General features: G+C 68.8%; 11 protein-coding genes. 5 read left to right on the plus strand and 6 right to left on the minus strand.

Going from position 1 to position 16,201, the window contains the following annotated elements:
• Positions 1–7: 7 nt before the first annotated feature.
• On the minus strand, positions 8–2,296 hold the full coding sequence (locus tag EG854_RS05075) for a sensor histidine kinase NtrY-like (RefSeq protein WP_241153137.1): 2,289 nt from the start codon (positions 2,294–2,296) through the stop codon (positions 8–10).
• Positions 2,297–2,358: 62 nt separating this feature from the next.
• Positions 2,359–3,348, minus strand: coding sequence for a tRNA dihydrouridine synthase DusB (dusB, locus tag EG854_RS05080; protein WP_123286630.1), 990 nt, complete (start codon positions 3,346–3,348; stop codon positions 2,359–2,361).
• Between the two features lie 63 nt (positions 3,349–3,411).
• Here dusB and EG854_RS05085 point away from each other — a divergent pair, with 63 nt between their 5' ends.
• Positions 3,412–4,581, plus strand: coding sequence for a bifunctional 2-C-methyl-D-erythritol 4-phosphate cytidylyltransferase/2-C-methyl-D-erythritol 2,4-cyclodiphosphate synthase (locus EG854_RS05085; protein ID WP_123286631.1), 1,170 nt, complete (start codon positions 3,412–3,414; stop codon positions 4,579–4,581).
• Here EG854_RS05085 and EG854_RS05090 read toward each other — a convergent pair.
• Positions 4,578–6,845, minus strand: coding sequence for a spermidine synthase (locus EG854_RS05090; RefSeq protein WP_123286632.1), 2,268 nt, complete (start codon positions 6,843–6,845; stop codon positions 4,578–4,580). The two genes, EG854_RS05085 and EG854_RS05090, sit on opposite strands and share 4 nt — an antisense overlap.
• A 78-nt stretch (positions 6,846–6,923) precedes the next feature.
• Between EG854_RS05090 and EG854_RS05095 the strand changes: the two genes are divergently transcribed.
• Together EG854_RS05095 and EG854_RS05100 are read left to right on the plus strand one after the other, a co-directional pair.
• Positions 6,924–7,412, plus strand: coding sequence for a CinA family protein (locus EG854_RS05095; RefSeq protein ID WP_123286633.1), 489 nt, complete (start codon positions 6,924–6,926; stop codon positions 7,410–7,412).
• Entirely contained in the window at positions 7,409–7,654 is a 246-nt protein-coding gene (locus EG854_RS05100) for a sulfurtransferase TusA family protein (RefSeq protein WP_123286634.1), read from the plus strand. The genes EG854_RS05095 and EG854_RS05100 overlap by 4 nt, the downstream gene beginning before the upstream one ends.
• Here EG854_RS05100 and EG854_RS05105 read toward each other — a convergent pair.
• Positions 7,620–8,576, minus strand: coding sequence for a YihY/virulence factor BrkB family protein (locus tag EG854_RS05105; protein ID WP_241153138.1), 957 nt, complete (start codon positions 8,574–8,576; stop codon positions 7,620–7,622). The genes EG854_RS05100 and EG854_RS05105 overlap by 35 nt on opposite strands.
• Positions 8,577–8,743: 167 nt before the next feature.
• On the opposite strand from EG854_RS05105, the gene EG854_RS05110 reads away from it, so the two are divergent.
• A complete protein-coding gene (locus EG854_RS05110) occupies positions 8,744–10,078 on the plus strand; it encodes a diguanylate cyclase domain-containing protein (protein WP_123286635.1) in 1,335 nt (444 codons plus the stop codon).
• 187 nt (positions 10,079–10,265) lie between these two features.
• On the opposite strand, the gene mfd is transcribed toward EG854_RS05110, so the two are convergent.
• Together mfd and EG854_RS05120 are read right to left on the minus strand one after the other, a co-directional pair.
• A complete protein-coding gene (mfd, locus tag EG854_RS05115; RefSeq protein ID WP_123286636.1) occupies positions 10,266–13,703 on the minus strand; it encodes a transcription-repair coupling factor in 3,438 nt (1,145 codons plus the stop codon).
• A complete protein-coding gene (locus EG854_RS05120; protein ID WP_241153139.1) occupies positions 13,703–14,011 on the minus strand; it encodes an FAD assembly factor SdhE in 309 nt (102 codons plus the stop codon). Before EG854_RS05120 ends, mfd begins: the two co-directional genes overlap by 1 nt.
• A 95-nt stretch (positions 14,012–14,106) precedes the next feature.
• Here EG854_RS05120 and recG point away from each other — a divergent pair, with 95 nt between their 5' ends.
• Positions 14,107–16,194: an ATP-dependent DNA helicase RecG gene (recG, locus tag EG854_RS05125; protein ID WP_123286637.1), complete on the plus strand. Its 2,088-nt coding sequence runs from the start codon at positions 14,107–14,109 to the stop codon at positions 16,192–16,194.
• Positions 16,195–16,201 lie beyond the last annotated feature (7 nt).

Here is a 16,201-nt window from a genome sequence, read left to right on the forward strand (position 1 = left end):
GCTCTCTCTATTCAGCCGCGGGGATGGTGGAGGGGGAAGGGGTGGCAGGCACGGTCCCGGTCCGGGAGGGCGCCTTGAGCGGGAAGACCAGACAGACCCGGGCTCCCCTCAGCGTTTCGGCATCGGCCAGTTTCAGCTCGCCGCCGTGGTCCTCACAGATACGGCGGACGATGGCGAGGCCCAGCCCTGTGCCCTTGTCGCGCGTGGTGACATAGGGTTCGGTCAGGCGGTCCCGGTCCTTTTCGGGCAGGCCGACGCCGTCGTCCTCGATGACGAAGGTGATCGTGTTCGGGTCGAGGTCCAGCCAGGCGAGGATGGCGGTGCCGGCGTCCGTGTCGCCGGTCATGGCGCGGCGGGCCTGCACCGACTCCCCGGCGTTCTTGAGGATGTTGGTCAGGGCCTGGCCGACCATGCGGCCGTCGCACTGAAGCTCGGTCCTGGGCAGGCCGCGCTGGAGGTCGATGGCGGCGTCGGGCACCGCCACGCGCTGGGCAAAGACCGCCTGACGCAGCAGTTCGGCGGGGTTTTCGGGCGCAAAACGAGGCGCCGGCATGCGGGCGAAGGAGGAGAATTCGTCGACCATGCGGCCGATGTCGCCGACCTGACGGATGATGGTCTCGGTGCAGCGATCAAAGACCTCGACATCATCAACCACCTGCGAGCGGTATTTGCGGCGCAGACGCTCGGCCGACAGCTGGATCGGGGTCAGGGGGTTCTTGATCTCATGGGCGATGCGGCGCGCGACATCGCGCCAGGCGGCATTGCGCTGGGCCGTGACCAGCCGGGTGATGTCGTCGAAGGTCAGCACCATCTCGCCGCCCAGACCGCCCTCGATCCGGACGCGCAGGCGGCGGGTCTCGCCGTCGCGGGTGACGTCGATGTCTTCCTCGATGTGGGCCTCGGCCCGCTTGAGCAGCTCGCTGAGCTCCGGCGAAAAGGCCGCCAGTTCGCGACCTGTCAGGTCAGCATCGGGCAAGCCCAGCAACTCGATGGCGCTGGCGTTGATGGCGGAGACGCGGCCCTTGCGGTCCAGACCGATGACCCCGGCACTGACGCCGGACAACACGGTTTCGATGAAGCGACTTCGGCCCTGGGCATCCTCGCTGGCGGCTTTCAAGGCCTCTTGCTGTGCCTGAAGATCGCTGGTCATGCGGTTAAATGCATTGGACAAGGCGGCGATTTCGTGAGGTTCTTTATCGACCGCAACGCGGGCCGAGAGGTCGCCGCCCGCGACCTGATCCGCGGCCTGTGCCAGACGCCCGATCGGCACCGAAATGGCGCTGGCGGCCGACATGCCCAGCCAGACGGCGCCCACGAGAACCAGCAGGGCGGTCTCGAGATAGCTGAGGGCAAAGGCGGTCTGGATGCTGGCGCGGCTTTCCTGGGCCTCGCGATAGGCCTGGATGGACTGCTCGCTGTTGCGCATCTGCGAGATCAGCCCGGGCTGTAGGGGACGGACGGCATAGAGGTAGGCGTCGCCATACCCGGACAGCGGATAGAGGGTGCGGATGGTGTCGGGGTTTTCGGTGACGCCGCTTGGGGCGATTTCGCCCTGCGCCGCCATTTCAAGATCGCTGCGGGGCGGTCCGACATAGGCGGGAGCGCCCGGCAGTTCGCCGCTGGCCAGAACCCGCCCCTGACCGTCGAGGATATAGAGGGCGGGATAGCCGAAGATGTCCGCCGTCTGGGCCAGAAGGCCGGAGAAGCGGATGCGGCTGGTCTGGAAGTCCGCGCGGGCTTCGGGGGCCGTCAGCTCATTGGCCATGGTCGCGAGGTCGGATTCGAGTTCGAGGCTGACATCGCGGACATAGGCGCGGCCGATATCGGCGCCATTTTCGACCGCCGCGCTGACGTTGACGCTGAACCACTGGTCCACGCCGCGGTTGACCAGCACGCCGAACACCAGGGCGATCAGGATGGCGGGCACCACGGCCACCAGCGAGAACAGGGTGACGAAGCGCAGGTGCAGGCGCGCGCCGGCCTGTTTGCGATTGCGGACCAGATCCAGCACCTGGATGCCGACGCCGGACGCCAGTGTCAGGATCAGGACCAGATTGCCCAGAAGAATGTACAGCACCGCCCGGCTGGTCGCTGCCCGGGCCCCCTCCTCGCCGCCGGCCTCGGGCGCGACGGCCACAAGCCAGATGGCCGCGACGGTGATCAGGAAGGCGACGGCATAGGCCACACCGAACACGGGACGCCCGGCCGGGGTCGAGATACCGGCCCGCAACGCGCCGAGCGCCGCATCCAGCGGCCGGCTTTTAGGCATTTCATCTGCTGTCACAGGGCCGGTCATGCGTCCGGCACCATCCGATACCTGTGGCCGATGATCAACAGGTTAGTTGCGAATATGCGGCACTATGCGGTCCAGAGCTCCGACAGGGACCGGGCCACGGCCTCGGGATCGTCCATGCGGCACAGGCGTGCCTTGGCGGCGCGGCGGTCGGCGGGGTCCGCAGGCCAGGGGGCCTGTTCGATGTACCAGCCGAGGTGTTTGCGGAACATCTTCAGCCCCAGCGGATAGCCATAGAAGTCCAGCGAGGCCTGCATATGGTCGATGACCAGCGTCAGACGGTCGGCGCGGTCGGGAGCATCGGGACCGGTGTCGCCGTTCAGGCCGGCCTCAAGCCGGGCCGCCAGCCAGGGCCGGCCATAGACCCCGCGCCCCAGCATCAGGGCATCGGCGCCCGATTGCTCCAGCGCATCGCGGGCGTCTTGCAGCGTCAGCACGTCGCCATTGACGACAACGGGGATGGAGACCGCGTCCTTGACCTCACCCACCGCCTGCCAGTCGGCCTTGCCGGTGTAGAATTGCTTCCGTGTGCGGCCGTGTACCGTGACGGCCTGCACGCCGATCTGTTCGGCGCGTCGGGCCAGGGTTGCGGCATTGCGGTCGGTGTCGTCCCAGCCCAGACGCATCTTGACGGTGACCGGGCGGCTGACGGCTCCCACGACCGCCTCCATGATGCGGCAGGCGAGATCAGGCACCCGCATCAGGGCCGACCCTGAGGCCGAGCCGGTGACCTCCTTGGCCGGACAGCCGAAGTTGAGGTCGATCAGGTCAGCGCCCGCGCGCTCGGCCATGCGCGCGCCCTCGGCCATGGCCTCGGGATCCCGCCCGACCAACTGGATGACGGTCAGGGGCAGGCCATCGCCCACCGCCGCCCGGCGGACGACATCCGGGCGACCGCGAGCCAGCTCGGCCGAGGCGACCATTTCGGTGGCGACATAGGGCGCACCGAGGCTCGAAGCCACGCGCCGGAACGGCAGGTCGGTGATCCCCGTCATGGGGGCCATCAGCACCCGGCCGGGCACGGTCACATCGCCGATGGTCAGGGAGGAAGCCATCGGCCCCTATCTTCGCCCCGCCCCCCTCTCGTCAAGTCTGCGACCGCGCCCTAGAAGAGCGGCATGAGATTTCAGGCGGTTGTTGTGGCGGCGGGCTCGGGCTCTCGCGCCGGTGTGGAAAAGCCCTGGGCGGCGCTGGCGGGTGTGCCCGTGCTGCGCTGGTCGGTGCGCGCGCTGCTGGACGCCGGGGCCGCAGACGTCGTGGTCGTGGTGGGCCCTCATCGTCTGGCTGATGTGGGGGACGCGCTGGCAGGCCTGACCGGCTGGCGGGCCGTTGAGGGCGGCGCGACCCGCGCGGAGTCGGTCTTGCGGGGGCTGGATGCCATTGAGGCGGCCGATCTGGCGGGCGCGGATACGCCGGTGCTGATCCACGATGCGGCGCGGCCGTTTCTGGAGCGGGCCGTGATCGACCGCCTGATCGATGCGCTGGGTGATGCCGACGGAGCGGTCCCTGCCCTGCCCGCCGTCGACAGCCTGCGGCGGGGCGATGAGGCCGGGCTGGGCGACAGCGTCGATCGCGACGGCCTGTTCCGGGCCCAGACGCCGCAGGCCTTCCGGCTGGCCACGGTGCGGGCGGCCCTGACCGACTGGCCGGGCGAGACGCCGCCGACCGATGAAGCCGAGGCCGTGCGTGCGGCGGGCGGCCGGGTTGTGCTGGTCGCCGGCGATCCCCGCCTGTTCAAACTGACCTATCCCGAGGATTTCATCATGGCCGAGGCGCTCGCTGCCGGTTTGACCCCGCCGTCCGTGACGCGCGTCGGACAGGGGTTCGATGTGCACCGCTGGGGACCGGGGACGTCGGTGTGGCTGTGCGGGGTCGAAATGCCGCACGACCGGACCCTGATCGGCCATTCGGATGCGGATGCCGGCCTGCATGCCCTGACCGATGCCATTCTGGGCGCCATGGGCGACGGTGACATCGGCGACCACTTCCCGCCCTCCGACCCGCAATGGAAGGGGGCATCAAGCGACCGGTTTCTGGTGCATGCCGTGCAGCGGCTGGCGGCGCGCGGCGGGCAGCTGGTTCATGTCGATGTGACCCTGATCTGCGAGGAACCGAAGATCAAACCGCACCGTCAGGCGATGCGCGAGCGGATGGCCGAGCTGTGCGGCCTTCGTCTGGATGGGGTCAGCGTCAAGGCGACCACGACCGAACAGCTGGGCTTTACGGGGCGCGGTGAAGGGCTTGCCGCGCAGGCGGTGGCCACGATCACCCTGCCCGCTTCACGCTAGAAGTTGGCGCGGACCAGGGCGCCCCACAGATTGACGTAGTCGTCGGTCCACGGCCGGACCTCGGTGTCGGCGATCACGCGCCAGGTCGGATCGTCCACGAAGTCGGCCAGGCCTTCCTCGGTGGGGGCCATGATCAGCACCTCGGTCGAGGCCTCGGCCATGTCGGGCTGGTCGGGACGCTCGAAGAAGATGCGGTGGCGCTCGGCAGCGCCCAGCTGACGCGCGGCAGCGACCGTCGGCAGGGTGATGTCGAGGTTGCGGTTCGACACATGCAGGACCACCATCCCGTTCGGTCCGACCAGCCGCAGATAGTCTGCCAGCGCCTCGACCGTCAGCAGGTGCGTCGGCACGACGTCGGAGGAGAAGGCGTCGATGACCAGAAGGTCGAAGGCGGCGTCGGGCTGTTGCGCCAGGGTCAGGCGGGCATCGCCGAGGACGGTCTGGACGGGGCCTGCGGCACAGTCCGAGATATAGGTGAACCAGCGCGGATCGCGCGCCATGCGGTCGACCATGGGGTCGATCTCGAAGAAGGTCAGGGTGTCGCCGGGCCGCTTGTAGGCCGCCATGGCCCCGGCTCCGAGCCCGACCACCCCCATGCGCACCTCGGGCGAGCGAGACTGGACCTCAAGGGCCGCGAGGCCGATCGGGGTGGAGTAGGCATAGTACATGGTCGGGTTGCAGGCATGGTCGGGATGGCGCGCCTGGGCCCCGTGCAAGGTGGTGCCGTGCATCAGCACATGGACCGGGCCGCCCATGCCGGAGTCCTCGATCTCGGCCACCCGCATGACTCCGAAGAAGCTGCGCTCGGTCAGGCTCCAGTCATAGCCGCGGGCCACATGCTGGGCCGACAGGGCGATCATCAGCAGGACGCCGGTGAAGACCAGCGCCTTGTCCCGCACCAGAAAGGCGCAGATGGCCGCGCCGCCGAGGATGATCGAGGCCAGCTTGAGGGTGGTCAGGTCCTGCACATAGGGCCAGAGCGACGGGGTCCGGGCGATCACCTCCATCACCACATGCGGCATGACCGACAGGAAGGCGGCGCCGAGCAGGAAATAGCCGTGACGCAAGGTGAAGGGGCCGCCCCGGGGCCGGGCCAGACCGACGGCCACCAGCACCAGCGGATACTCCCACACCATGTTGAAGATGACGGGCGCGATCAGGGCGTTGAACACCCCGCCGAGCATGCCGCCGACCGACAGCAGCAAATAGAACTCAGTCAGCCGGTCCGGAGGCGGGCGTCGCCCTGCCAGCAGCTGGTGACACAGCAGGGCGGTGAAGAAGAAGGTCGTGAGGTGGACCACCAGGATCAGCATCCAGCTGGAGCTGCGAAAGGCGACCATGCTGACAGTCACGGCCAGCAGGGCCGACTGGACGATCAGGGTGATCGGCAGGGGGATCCACGGCCGGCTCTGGAAGGCGATGACGAAGGTCAGCAGATAGAGGGCCAACGGCAGGACCCACAGGAAGGGCGCCGAGGCGACATCGGTCGTCAGATGGGCGGTCACGCCCAGCATCAGGCTGGACGGGGCCGCGGCCAGCAGCACCCAGATGCCGCGCTCGCGCCAGTCGATGGGCGTGGTCCTGGCCAGCCGCGGCGGGTCGGACCGGGTCAAGGCGCGGGCGCGCCAGACGGTCAGGCCCAGCGCGACGATCATCAGGACGAAGACGCCATAGCCCACGCTCCAGCCCCAGCGCTGACCGGACAGGGAGCTGAGCGGCTCGATCAGGACGGGATAGGCCAGGAGGGCGAGGAAACTGCCGAGGTTGGAGGCGGCATAGAGGACATAGGGGTTCTGGCCGTCGGCGTGCCCCACGCGGACGCGGGCGTACCAGGCCTGAAGCAGGGGGGCGGTCGCCGACAGGATGGCGAACGGCAGGCCGACCGAGATGGCCAGCGTCGCCAGCAGCCAGCCGATCGGTGCCGAGGGGTCCGGATCCCCCAGCAGGCCATTGACCCGGAGCGGCAGGAAGATGGCCGCGATCAGCAGCAGGACCAGATGGATGCCGACCTGAAGGCGGAGGGAGGCGACCTTCTGCAGCAGGTGGGCATAGGCATAGCCGGCCAGCAGGCCCGTCTGGAAGAAGACCATGGCCGTGTTCCAGACCGAGGGCGAGCCCCCCAGCACCGGCAGGACCAGTTTGGTGATCATGGGCTGGACGGAAAAGACCAGCATGGCCGAGGTGAAGATCGCCAGACCGAAGATCAGCGGGGTCAGGCGGACGCCGAGCGGCTCGACCCCGTCGGTCACGCTGGTCTGGCTCATGCATGCTCCATCGACAGGCGGGCATCGGCGCGGCACCCTGTGGGCCACCGTAAGGCTGACTCGCCAAGGCTTAAAGCCATGTTTACTCCCGATCTGATGACCTTGGCCGAGGCGGTCCTGGCGCGCGCGCAGGCGCGGGGGATGACGCTGGCCACGGCCGAGAGCTGTACGGGCGGTCTGGTCGCGGCCCTGATCACCTCCGTGGCGGGATCCTCGGCGGTGCTGGAACAGGGGGCGGTCACCTATTCCAATGCGGCCAAGACGCGGATGCTGGATGTACCGGCGGCCCTGATCGAGGCGCATGGCGCGGTGTCTCAGCCTGTGGCGGAAGCCATGGCGACCGGGGCGCGAGCCCGGGCGGGTGTAGGTCTGGCGGTCTCAATCACCGGGGTCGCCGGGCCCGGTGGCGGGTCAGCCGAGAAGCCGGTCGGACTGGTCCATTTCGGGCTCGCGACCGCAGACGGTGTGCGGCATCTGGAGCGCCGCTTTGGCGAGGGCGACCGTCAGGCGATCCGACTGGCGGCCACCGAGCAGGCGCTGAGGCTTTTGCTGGACGGGCTGGCGTGAGCCCTGCCCCGATCCTCGTCGATGCCCGCGGTCACCGGTGTCCGGTGCCGAGCCTGAGGCTGGCGCGCGCGCTGGAGGCGGCGGCGCCGGGTGAGACGGTTGTGTTGATGGCGACCGACCCGATGGCGCGCATCGATGTGCCGCACATGCTGGCCGACGGGCCGCACAGGCTGATCGGGATTGAGGACGCAGACGGCGTCCTGCGGATCACTGTCGAGACTGGCGCCGCGCCGTCAGGCTGACGACCTTCGGCGTCTGCATCAAGGCTTCCTCGGCCTCGACGATCAGGGCTTCGTCGCGGGCGCGCGCGACGATCTCCATCTCGGTGGCGAAGGCCCCGCCGTAGAAGATGGCGTTGACGTTCCACGACAGCCAGATCAGCAGGACCACGACCGCACCGACCGAGCCATAGGTCGCGCCCAGCACGGCGATCTGCTCGACATAGACGGCGCACAGCCAGGACGAGATCATCGACAGCAGGGTGGCGATCACCCCGCCGGTGATGGCGGGACGCCAGGCCACGCGCGACTTGTGCGACATGGCATAGCGGTAGAGCAGGCTCAGGCCGAACGACAGGCCGGCTGCGGGCAGCAGGACGTCCAGCGGCATATAGCCCCCGCTGGAGGCGCCGGTCGTTGCGGCCGATCCGGCGTGGGACATCAGCCGGGCCGTGACCACGGCGCCGGACACGACGGTGAACAAGCCGAAGGCAAACAGGGCGACGAAGAAGGCCAGCAGGTTGAACCTGAGGAAGCCATGCGGCTCGGCTTCGTCATGGATGAGGTTAAGACCGGCTAACAAGGCCTTGAAACCCCTGTGCGCAGCATAGGCACCGATGATCAGGGCGAAGGCGCTCTGCGTCGACACGGTGCGGGCCGAGGCATTGGTCAGCCGGCTGATTTCCTCGAGGAAGATGCTGCGGGCGGCAGCGGGCATGACGTCGGCGAGCGCCGTGGCCTGGGCGCTGACCTCGCTGATCGACAGGCCGACCTTGTAGAGACCGATCAGGATGGCGATCGCGGGGAATACGGCCAGCAGGGCGAAGAAGGACACCCCGCCCGTGTAGAGCATGACATCGCGGCCCCAGCTGCGGGCAAACGCGCGTCCGGACAGCCTGAGCCAGAAGCCGATCCGGCTCCGGAGAGAGTCAAAGGTCAAAGTCATCCTCGCCACAACCCGGCGCGAAACTAGACTTTTTTGTGACTTTGCAAACCCTCTTGCGTGAAGCGGTCATGGAACCGGTTGCGGGGGCGCCGGGGGGCTGTCTATGGTCCGGCACCATCGGGCTGGTCTCCGGATCGCAGAATCCGGGCTGAAGGGGGCGTACCGTTTTGGATTTCGATCCGCGTATTCTGGTCGTTACCGGCGATGAGACCGAGGGCGAGGCCCTGTGCCGTCAGCTTGATTCGGAAGGCTGGACCACGATCACCGCACCCTCGCCCGAGGCTGCGGCGATTGTGCTGGAAGATTTCCCGATCGAGGCCGCCGTCCTCGTGGCTGGTGCCGGGGATGCCGATGTCTCGGGCGTGGCTGCGCGGCTGAAGGGGCTGGCCTCGCCGCGATACCTGCCTGTCATCGCCCTGATGGGACGCGCGCCGACGCCCGAGGAATCCACGACCGTCGATCTGGCCATGACCGCCCCGGCCCATCCGGTTCAGCTTCGGATCCGGCTGGAGCAACTGGTTCGCGCGGCCCTGGCCGAGGAAGAGCTGAACCTGCGGATCGACACCTTCCGCCAGCAGGGTCAGGCCATCGATCTGCCGGTGACCGATCTGACCCCGGTGCGGGTGCTGGCGGCGGGCAAGCCGGATCGCCGGTTCCTGGCGCTGTCGAACGCCCTGACGGAGGATGGCGCGGAGGTGGTGGCCGCCCCCACGCCCTACACCGCCTTCGACTATCTGCACGAGAGCCCGTTCGACGCCGCCGTCCTGTGGGGGGCGGAGGACCACGCCCCTGCGCTGTCGATCGCGTCGGGCATGAAAAGGAATACAAGGCTCTATCATATTCCAGTGATGCTTTACCTGAACGACGGGGCCCAGATGGACGCCTCGGATCTGTTCGGTCGGGGCTTTGCCGACGTGGCCGCCGCGGACACGGATGAGCGCGAGACGGCACGGCGACTGCTGGCCATGGCGCGCTTTCACCGGCGCCAGACCGGGGTGCGGCGCGCGCTGGAGTCGGTGCGGGGCTCCGGCCTGACCGATCCCGACACCGGCCTGTTCACGCGCGATCTGTTTGCCCAGCATCTGGGCCGGGTCAGCGAGGCGTCGCGCGAGCGGCGGCGGCCCCTGTCGCTGTGCGTGCTGAAGGTGACCATGACCGATCCGGTCGAGGAGGCGCGCCGCGATGGCTGGCTGGCCCGCGCCCTGCCCCAGATCGGCACCATGGTGTCGCGTCTGATCCGCACCGAGGATACGGCCGCGCGTCTGTCGAGCGTGGTCTTCGCCCTGGCCCTGCCCGGCACGACCGAAGCCCAGGCCCGGATCGCGGCCCAGCGGATCGTGGCCGTGATCGGCTGCACCGCCTTTGAGGCCGGCCCGGGACGCTCGCCGTTTGTGGTCGACTTCGAACTGGGCGTGGCCGAGCAACGCAGCGGCGAGGCTCCAGCCCGGACGCTGGAGCGGGCCTCTGCGTCGCTGGCCACCGACACCCGGGTCGCGAGCTGAGGCCTGAGACATCAATACCGCTCATCCCCGCGAAAGCGGGGACCCAGTTCTTCCCTGCACATGCCGCTTGGGATGACCGTTGCGGGGCCGATAGAGAGCCTAGATCGCCCAAAACTCTGGGTCCCCGCTTTCGCGGGGATGAGCGGAGGGTTGGGGGTGCCAGCTTCGCTGACCTCGCTTGAGAGACCTAGTTCTCCAGCGCCGCCACGGTGGCCAGCGAGTCGGTGATGCGCTCGGCGGCCTTGAGACGCTCTTCCGGATTGGCCCATTCGCCCATGACGACGATCTTCTGATCCGGGCGCAGCTTCCACACACCGGCATTCTTCTGGATCAGGCCGACCAGCCCCAGTGGGTTGGGGAAGTCGTTGTTGCGCAGGGTCAGGACCGCGCCCTTGGGGCCCATGTCGATGCGCTCGATCTGGGCCTTGCGGCAGGACGACTTGATGCCGACGATGCGGAGCAGCTGGCGGGCTTCGTCCGGCAACGGCCCGAACCGGTCGATCAGTTCGGCGGCCAGGGCCTCGCGGTCCTCGCCTCGCTCGGCATCCGACAGGCGGCGATACAGGCTGAGACGCAGATTGAGGTCCGGGACATAAGACTCGGGAATGAGGACTGCCGCGCCGACATTGATGGTCGGGGACCAGTCGCGGTCGCGCAGGTCGCCGCCCTGCTCGCGCATCTCGGCCACGGCGTCTTCCAGCATCTGCTGATACAGTTCGACACCGACCTCGCGGATATGGCCGGACTGTTCGTCGCCCAGCAGATTGCCCCCGCCCCGCTGGTCGAGGTCGTGGCTGGCCAGCTGGAAGCCGGCACCGAGGTTGTCGAGCGACTGCAGCACCTGCAGCCGCCGTTCGGCCGACAGGCTGAGCGGGCGTTTGGGGTCGGTGGTCAGATAGGCGAAGGCGCGCGCCTTGGACCGGCCGATGCGGCCGCGGATCTGGTGCAGCTGGGCCAGGCCGAACATGTCGGCCCGGTGCACGATCAGGGTGTTGGCCGTCGGGATGTCGAGGCCGCTTTCGACGATGGTCGTCGACAGCAGGACATCATATTCGCCCTCATAGAAGGCGCTCATCACCGCCTCCAGCTGGGTCGGCGACATCTGGCCGTGGCCGACGACGGCCTTCACCTCGGGCACCTGTTCGCGCAGGAACTGTTCGATGTCCGGCAGGTCGGCCAGACGCGGCGCGACGTAATAGGCCTGACCGCCGCGGTATTTCTCGCGCAGCAGGGCCTCGCGCACCATGACCGGATCCCACGGCGCGACATAGGTGCGGACGGCCAGTCGGTCGACCGGCGGGGTGGCGATGATCGACATCTCGCGGATGCCGGACAGGGCCATCTGCAGGGTGCGCGGGATGGGGGTCGCGGTCAGGGTCAGCAGGTGCACATCGGCGCGGAGGCTCTTGAGCTTCTCCTTGTGCTTGACGCCGAAATGCTGCTCTTCGTCGACGATCACGAGGCCGAGGTCCTTGAACCCGACCTGTTCCGACAGGACGGCGTGGGTGCCCACCACGATCTCGAAACTGCCGTCCTTCAGGCCCGCGCGGGTCTCGTTGGCATCCTTGGCCGTGACCATGCGTGACAGGTGGCGGACGGTGATCGGCCAGCCCGCAAACCGCTCGCTGAAGGTCTTGAAGTGCTGGCGCGCCAGCAGCGTGGTCGGGCAGACGATGGCCACCTGCTGGCCCGTCATGGCGACCACAAAGGCGGCCCGCAGCGCCACCTCGGTCTTGCCGAATCCGACATCGCCACAGATCAGCCGGTCCATGGGCGTGCCCTTGGCCAGATCGGACAGGACGTCGCCGATGGCGTTCAGCTGGTCGTCGGTTTCCTCATAGGGGAAGCGGGCACAGAACTCGTCGAACAGCCCCTGCGGCGGAACCACGACTTCGCTCTCGCGCAGGGCCCGTTTGGCGGCGAGCGCGATCAGGCCCTCGGCCATTTCGCGCAGGCGGGCCTTGGCCTTGGCCTTACGGCCCTGCCATCCGGCGCCACCCAGCCGGTCCAGCTGCACCCCGTCGCCCTCGGCTCCGTAGCGGGTCAGAAGGTCGATGTTTTCGACCGGCAGATAGAGTTTGGCATCGCCGGCGTAGGCCAGCTCCAGACAGTCGTGGGGGGCCTCCTGGATGTCCAGGGTGCGCAGCCCCTCATAGCGACCGATGCCGTGGTCGAGGTGGACCACCAGATCGCCGGTGGTCAGGGCCGAGGCTTCGGCAAGGAAGTTGGAGGCACGGCGCTTCTTGCGCGGGCGGGCCAGCCGGTCGCCGAGGATGTCGGTCTCGGTGATGACGACCAGATCGTCGGTCTCGAACCCCGTCTCGACCGGCAGGACGGCGCGCAGATAGAGGGTGTCGGTCGCCGCCTGCACATCGGCCCAGTCGCGCACCGGCACGACCGGTTCCAGCCCGTGGTCGGCCAGCATGGAGGCGAGGCGCTCGGACGAGCCCTCGCTCCAGGAGGCGAACAGCACCTTGCGACCGTCGGCGCGCCGGGTCTTGGCGTAGGCCGCGACGGCCTCGAACAGATTGACGCTGTCCTGGGCCCGTTCGGCGGCGAACGACCGGCCCAGACGGCCGCCGGCATCCTCGCCCGGTCCGGACAGGGCACTCAGCTGGATGACGGGCCGGGCCGCCAGCGCGCGGGTCCAGTCTTCGGGCGACAGATAGAGGGCCTCCGGCGGCAGCGCGCGGCCGCTCTGGACGCTGCGACCGGGCGCGGCCTGGGCGGCTTCACGCCGGGCCTCGAAGGCATCGACGGTCAGGTCCCAGCGCTCGGAGCGTGCCCTGTCGGCCTGGTTGTCGAGCCATACGGTGGCGTCGGCCGGAAGATAGTCGAACAGGGTCTCAAGGTGCGGATAGAGCAGCGGCAACCAGTGCTCCAGCCCCTGCCGGCGCGCGCCTTCGCTGACGGCGGCATAGAGGGGATCATCGCCCGCCGTGCCGAAGCGGTTGAGATAGCCGGTGCGGAAGCGCGAGATGGCCTCGGGATTCAGCAGGGCTTCGGACACCGGGGCCAGCTGCACAGCGGCCCTCTGGCCGGTCGAGCGCTGGGTGGCCGGATCGAACGTGCGGATCGACTCCAGTTCCTGGCCGAACATGTCGAGGCGCACCGGCTCGTCAAAGCCCGGCGGGAAGACGTCGATCACCCCGCCCCGCACGGCATATTCGCCGCGTTCCGACACGGTCGAGGCGCGGACATAGCCATTGGTGGCGAAATAGGTCTCGAGCGCGGCGGTATCGAGCTCGCGGCCGACGTGGGTCTCGAAGCCGGCGCCGGCGGTGATCTCACGCGGCGGGGTGCGCTGCAGGGCAGCACCGACCGTGGCCACGATCAGCAGGGGCTTGTCGGGGGCCTTGCCACCCGCGAGGCGGCTGAGCGTCGCCATCCGCTGGGCCGAGACCGAGGACGAGGGGCTGAGACGGTCATAGGGCAGACAGTCCCAGGCCGGATAGGAAACCACCTCGATCCCCTCGGCAAAAAAGCCGATGGCGTCGATGAATTGGGCGGCGCGCGAGGCGTCGCGGGCGATGAACAGGGCGGTGCCGCCCTCGCCCAGCCGGTCGGCGACGCGCAGGGCGTCCAGACCCTCGGGCGCGCCGCTCAGCGTGATGGGGTCCGCCATTACCCGATGCCCCGCGCCACCTCGGACGAGACCGACTCGGCGACGAACCGGCGGATGCGGTCCATCAGCGGCCCTTCCCATTCGGGCGGCGTGGGCGTCGAGCCCTTGATCCAGCCGTAGAGGGTGTGGTCGTCCTCATCCAGTAGGGCCTCGAACAGGGCGAGGTCGGCTTCGTCCAGTTGCGGCGCGACCTGTTCCGAGAACGGACCGAGGATCATGTCGGCCTCGCGAAAGCCCCGACGCCAGGCGCGAAAGCGGATGCGGTTCAGCCGGGTCGTCATTTCGGCACGTGCGATGTCTTCGGCCACAAGAAGTCTTGCCCGGTCAAAAGGAATGGAGCCGTGTCAGATAGCGGTCGCGGGTCCATTTCGCCACCCGTCCTGTCCGGCTATCGTGACGCATCATGCGGCCCGAGATTCTGTTTCCCCTGTTCGTCGCGGTCGAAAGCCTGAAGGGCGTCGGCCCGCGCATGGCCCCGGCGGTGCACCGGCTGGCCGGGCCGCTGGTGCGCGACCTGATGTTTCTGGCCCCCACCGGCCTGATCCGCCGGCGCGAGATGACCGTGCAGACCGCGGTCGCCGGTGAGGTGGGCATCTTTGACCTGATCATCGGCGGCCTGACCAAGCCGGGGCGGCCGGGCCTGCCGTTCAAGCTGCGGGCCAATGATGAAACGGGCTTTCTGACCTTGGTCTGGTTCGGCGGATCGGAGGCCTGGATCCGCAAGCAATGCCCGGACGGGGAGCGGCGGATCGTCAGCGGCAAGGTCGAGACTTTCAACGATCTGGTTCAGATCGCTCACCCGGATTATGTGGTCTCTGCCGAGAAGCGGGACGAGATTGTACCGGTCGAACCCGTCTATCCCGCTACCCAGGGGATCACCTCGCGGCAGGTGCGCAAACTGGTGATGACGGCGATGGAGTCGCTGCCGGACCTGGCCGAATGGCAGGATGCGGCGTGGCTGGCGAAACAGGCCTGGCCCTCGTGGCCCGACGCGATGAAGGCCCTGCACGCCCCCGAGAGCGAGATCGATCTGGATCCGCAGGCCCCGGCACGGGCGCGGCTGGCGTTCGACGAACTGCTGGCCCACCAGCTGGCGCTGGCCCGGCGGCGACGGAACCGGCAGGCGGTGCGGGCGCCGCGGCTGGCGCCCGGCGCGGCGGCAGAACGGTTGCTGGCCGCCCTGCCCTTCACCCTGACCGGGGCCCAGCAACGGGCGGTGGCCGACATCCGGCGCGATCTGGCCAGCGGTGAGCAGATGGCGCGGCTGCTGCAGGGCGATGTCGGGTCGGGCAAGACGGCGGTGGCGGCGCTGGTGCTGGCGGACGCCATCGACAGTGGCTTTCAGGCGGCGCTGATGGCCCCGACCGATATTCTGGCCCGCCAGCATCATGAGCGGCTGGCCCCCCTGTTTGCCGAGGTGGGTGTGGCCTGCGCCCTGTTGACCGGGCGAGACCCGGCCAGTGTGCGGCGGCCGGTGCTGGAAGGACTGGCGGGCGGGCGTCTGCCGCTGGTGATCGGCACCCACGCCCTGTTTCAGGACAGTGTGCAGTTCCATCGGCTGGGGCTGGCGGTCATCGACGAACAGCACCGGTTCGGGGTGCGCGAGCGTCAGCGACTGCTGGACAAGGGCGGGGCCGACGGGGCCGTGCACCTGCTGACCATGTCGGCGACGCCCATCCCGCGAACGCTGGAATTGACCCAGTATGGTGAGCTGGACGTCTCGCGGCTGGATGAGAAGCCGCCGGGGCGCCGGCCGATCAAGACGGCGGTCCTGCCGCTGGACCGGCTGGGCGAGGTGGCGGTGCGACTGAAGGCGGCGATCGAGGGTGGGGCACAAGCCTACTGGATCTGTCCGCTGATCGAGGAGTCCGAACACATCGACCTGGCCGCCGCCGAGGACCGGGCGCGGGATCTCGGCAAGCTGATGGGGCGTCCGGTCGGGCTGGTGCACGGACGGATGCCGGGTCCGGAGCGCGAGACGGTCATGCAGTCGTTTCTGGACGGGCATCTGCCGCTGCTGGTGGCGACGACCGTGGTCGAGGTCGGCGTCGATGTGCCCAACGCCACCCTGATGGTCATCGAACACGCCGAACGGTTCGGGCTGGCGCAGCTGCACCAGCTGCGCGGGCGGATCGGCCGGTCGGACAAGCCCAGCGCCTGCACCCTGCTGTACGGCCAGTCAGAGACCGGGCTGGGCAAGACGGCGGTCGAGCGGCTGGATATCCTGCGCCGCACCGAGGACGGCTTCGAGATCGCCGAGGCGGATTTCCGGATCCGGGGGGGCGGTGACCCGCTGGGGCTGAAGCAGAGCGGCTTTCCGGCCTATCGGTTTGCCGACCCCATGGCCCATGCGGGGCTGATCCGGGCAGCCGCCGATGACGCCCAGCTGATCCTGGGACGGGACCCGGGCCTAACGTCAAACCGCGGGCGGGCGGTTCAGATGCTCGAGGCGCTGTTCGACTGGCGCTCGGGACGACCGTCCGGCGACTGATCGACCG

The sequence above is a fragment of the Brevundimonas halotolerans genome (assembly GCF_003730275.1).
In the GTDB taxonomy this organism is placed as follows: Bacteria; Pseudomonadota; Alphaproteobacteria; order Caulobacterales; family Caulobacteraceae; genus Brevundimonas; species Brevundimonas halotolerans.

Bases quoted from the DNA above. Each gene is read 5' to 3' on its own strand.
- EG854_RS05075 (WP_241153137.1), bottom strand. From the start codon at position 2,296: ATGACCGGCCCTGTGACAGCAGATGAAATGCCTAAAAGCCGGCCGCTG.
- dusB (WP_123286630.1), bottom strand. From the start codon at position 3,348: ATGGCTTCCTCCCTGACCATCGGCGATGTGACCGTGCCCGGCCGGGTG.
- EG854_RS05085 (WP_123286631.1), top strand. From the start codon at position 3,412: ATGAGATTTCAGGCGGTTGTTGTGGCGGCGGGCTCGGGCTCTCGCGCC.
- EG854_RS05090 (WP_123286632.1), bottom strand. From the start codon at position 6,845: ATGAGCCAGACCAGCGTGACCGACGGGGTCGAGCCGCTCGGCGTCCGC.
- EG854_RS05095 (WP_123286633.1), top strand. From the start codon at position 6,924: ATGTTTACTCCCGATCTGATGACCTTGGCCGAGGCGGTCCTGGCGCGC.
- EG854_RS05105 (WP_241153138.1), bottom strand. From the start codon at position 8,576: ATGACTTTGACCTTTGACTCTCTCCGGAGCCGGATCGGCTTCTGGCTC.
- mfd (WP_123286636.1), bottom strand. From the start codon at position 13,703: ATGGCGGACCCCATCACGCTGAGCGGCGCGCCCGAGGGTCTGGACGCC.
- recG (WP_123286637.1), top strand. From the start codon at position 14,107: ATGCGGCCCGAGATTCTGTTTCCCCTGTTCGTCGCGGTCGAAAGCCTG.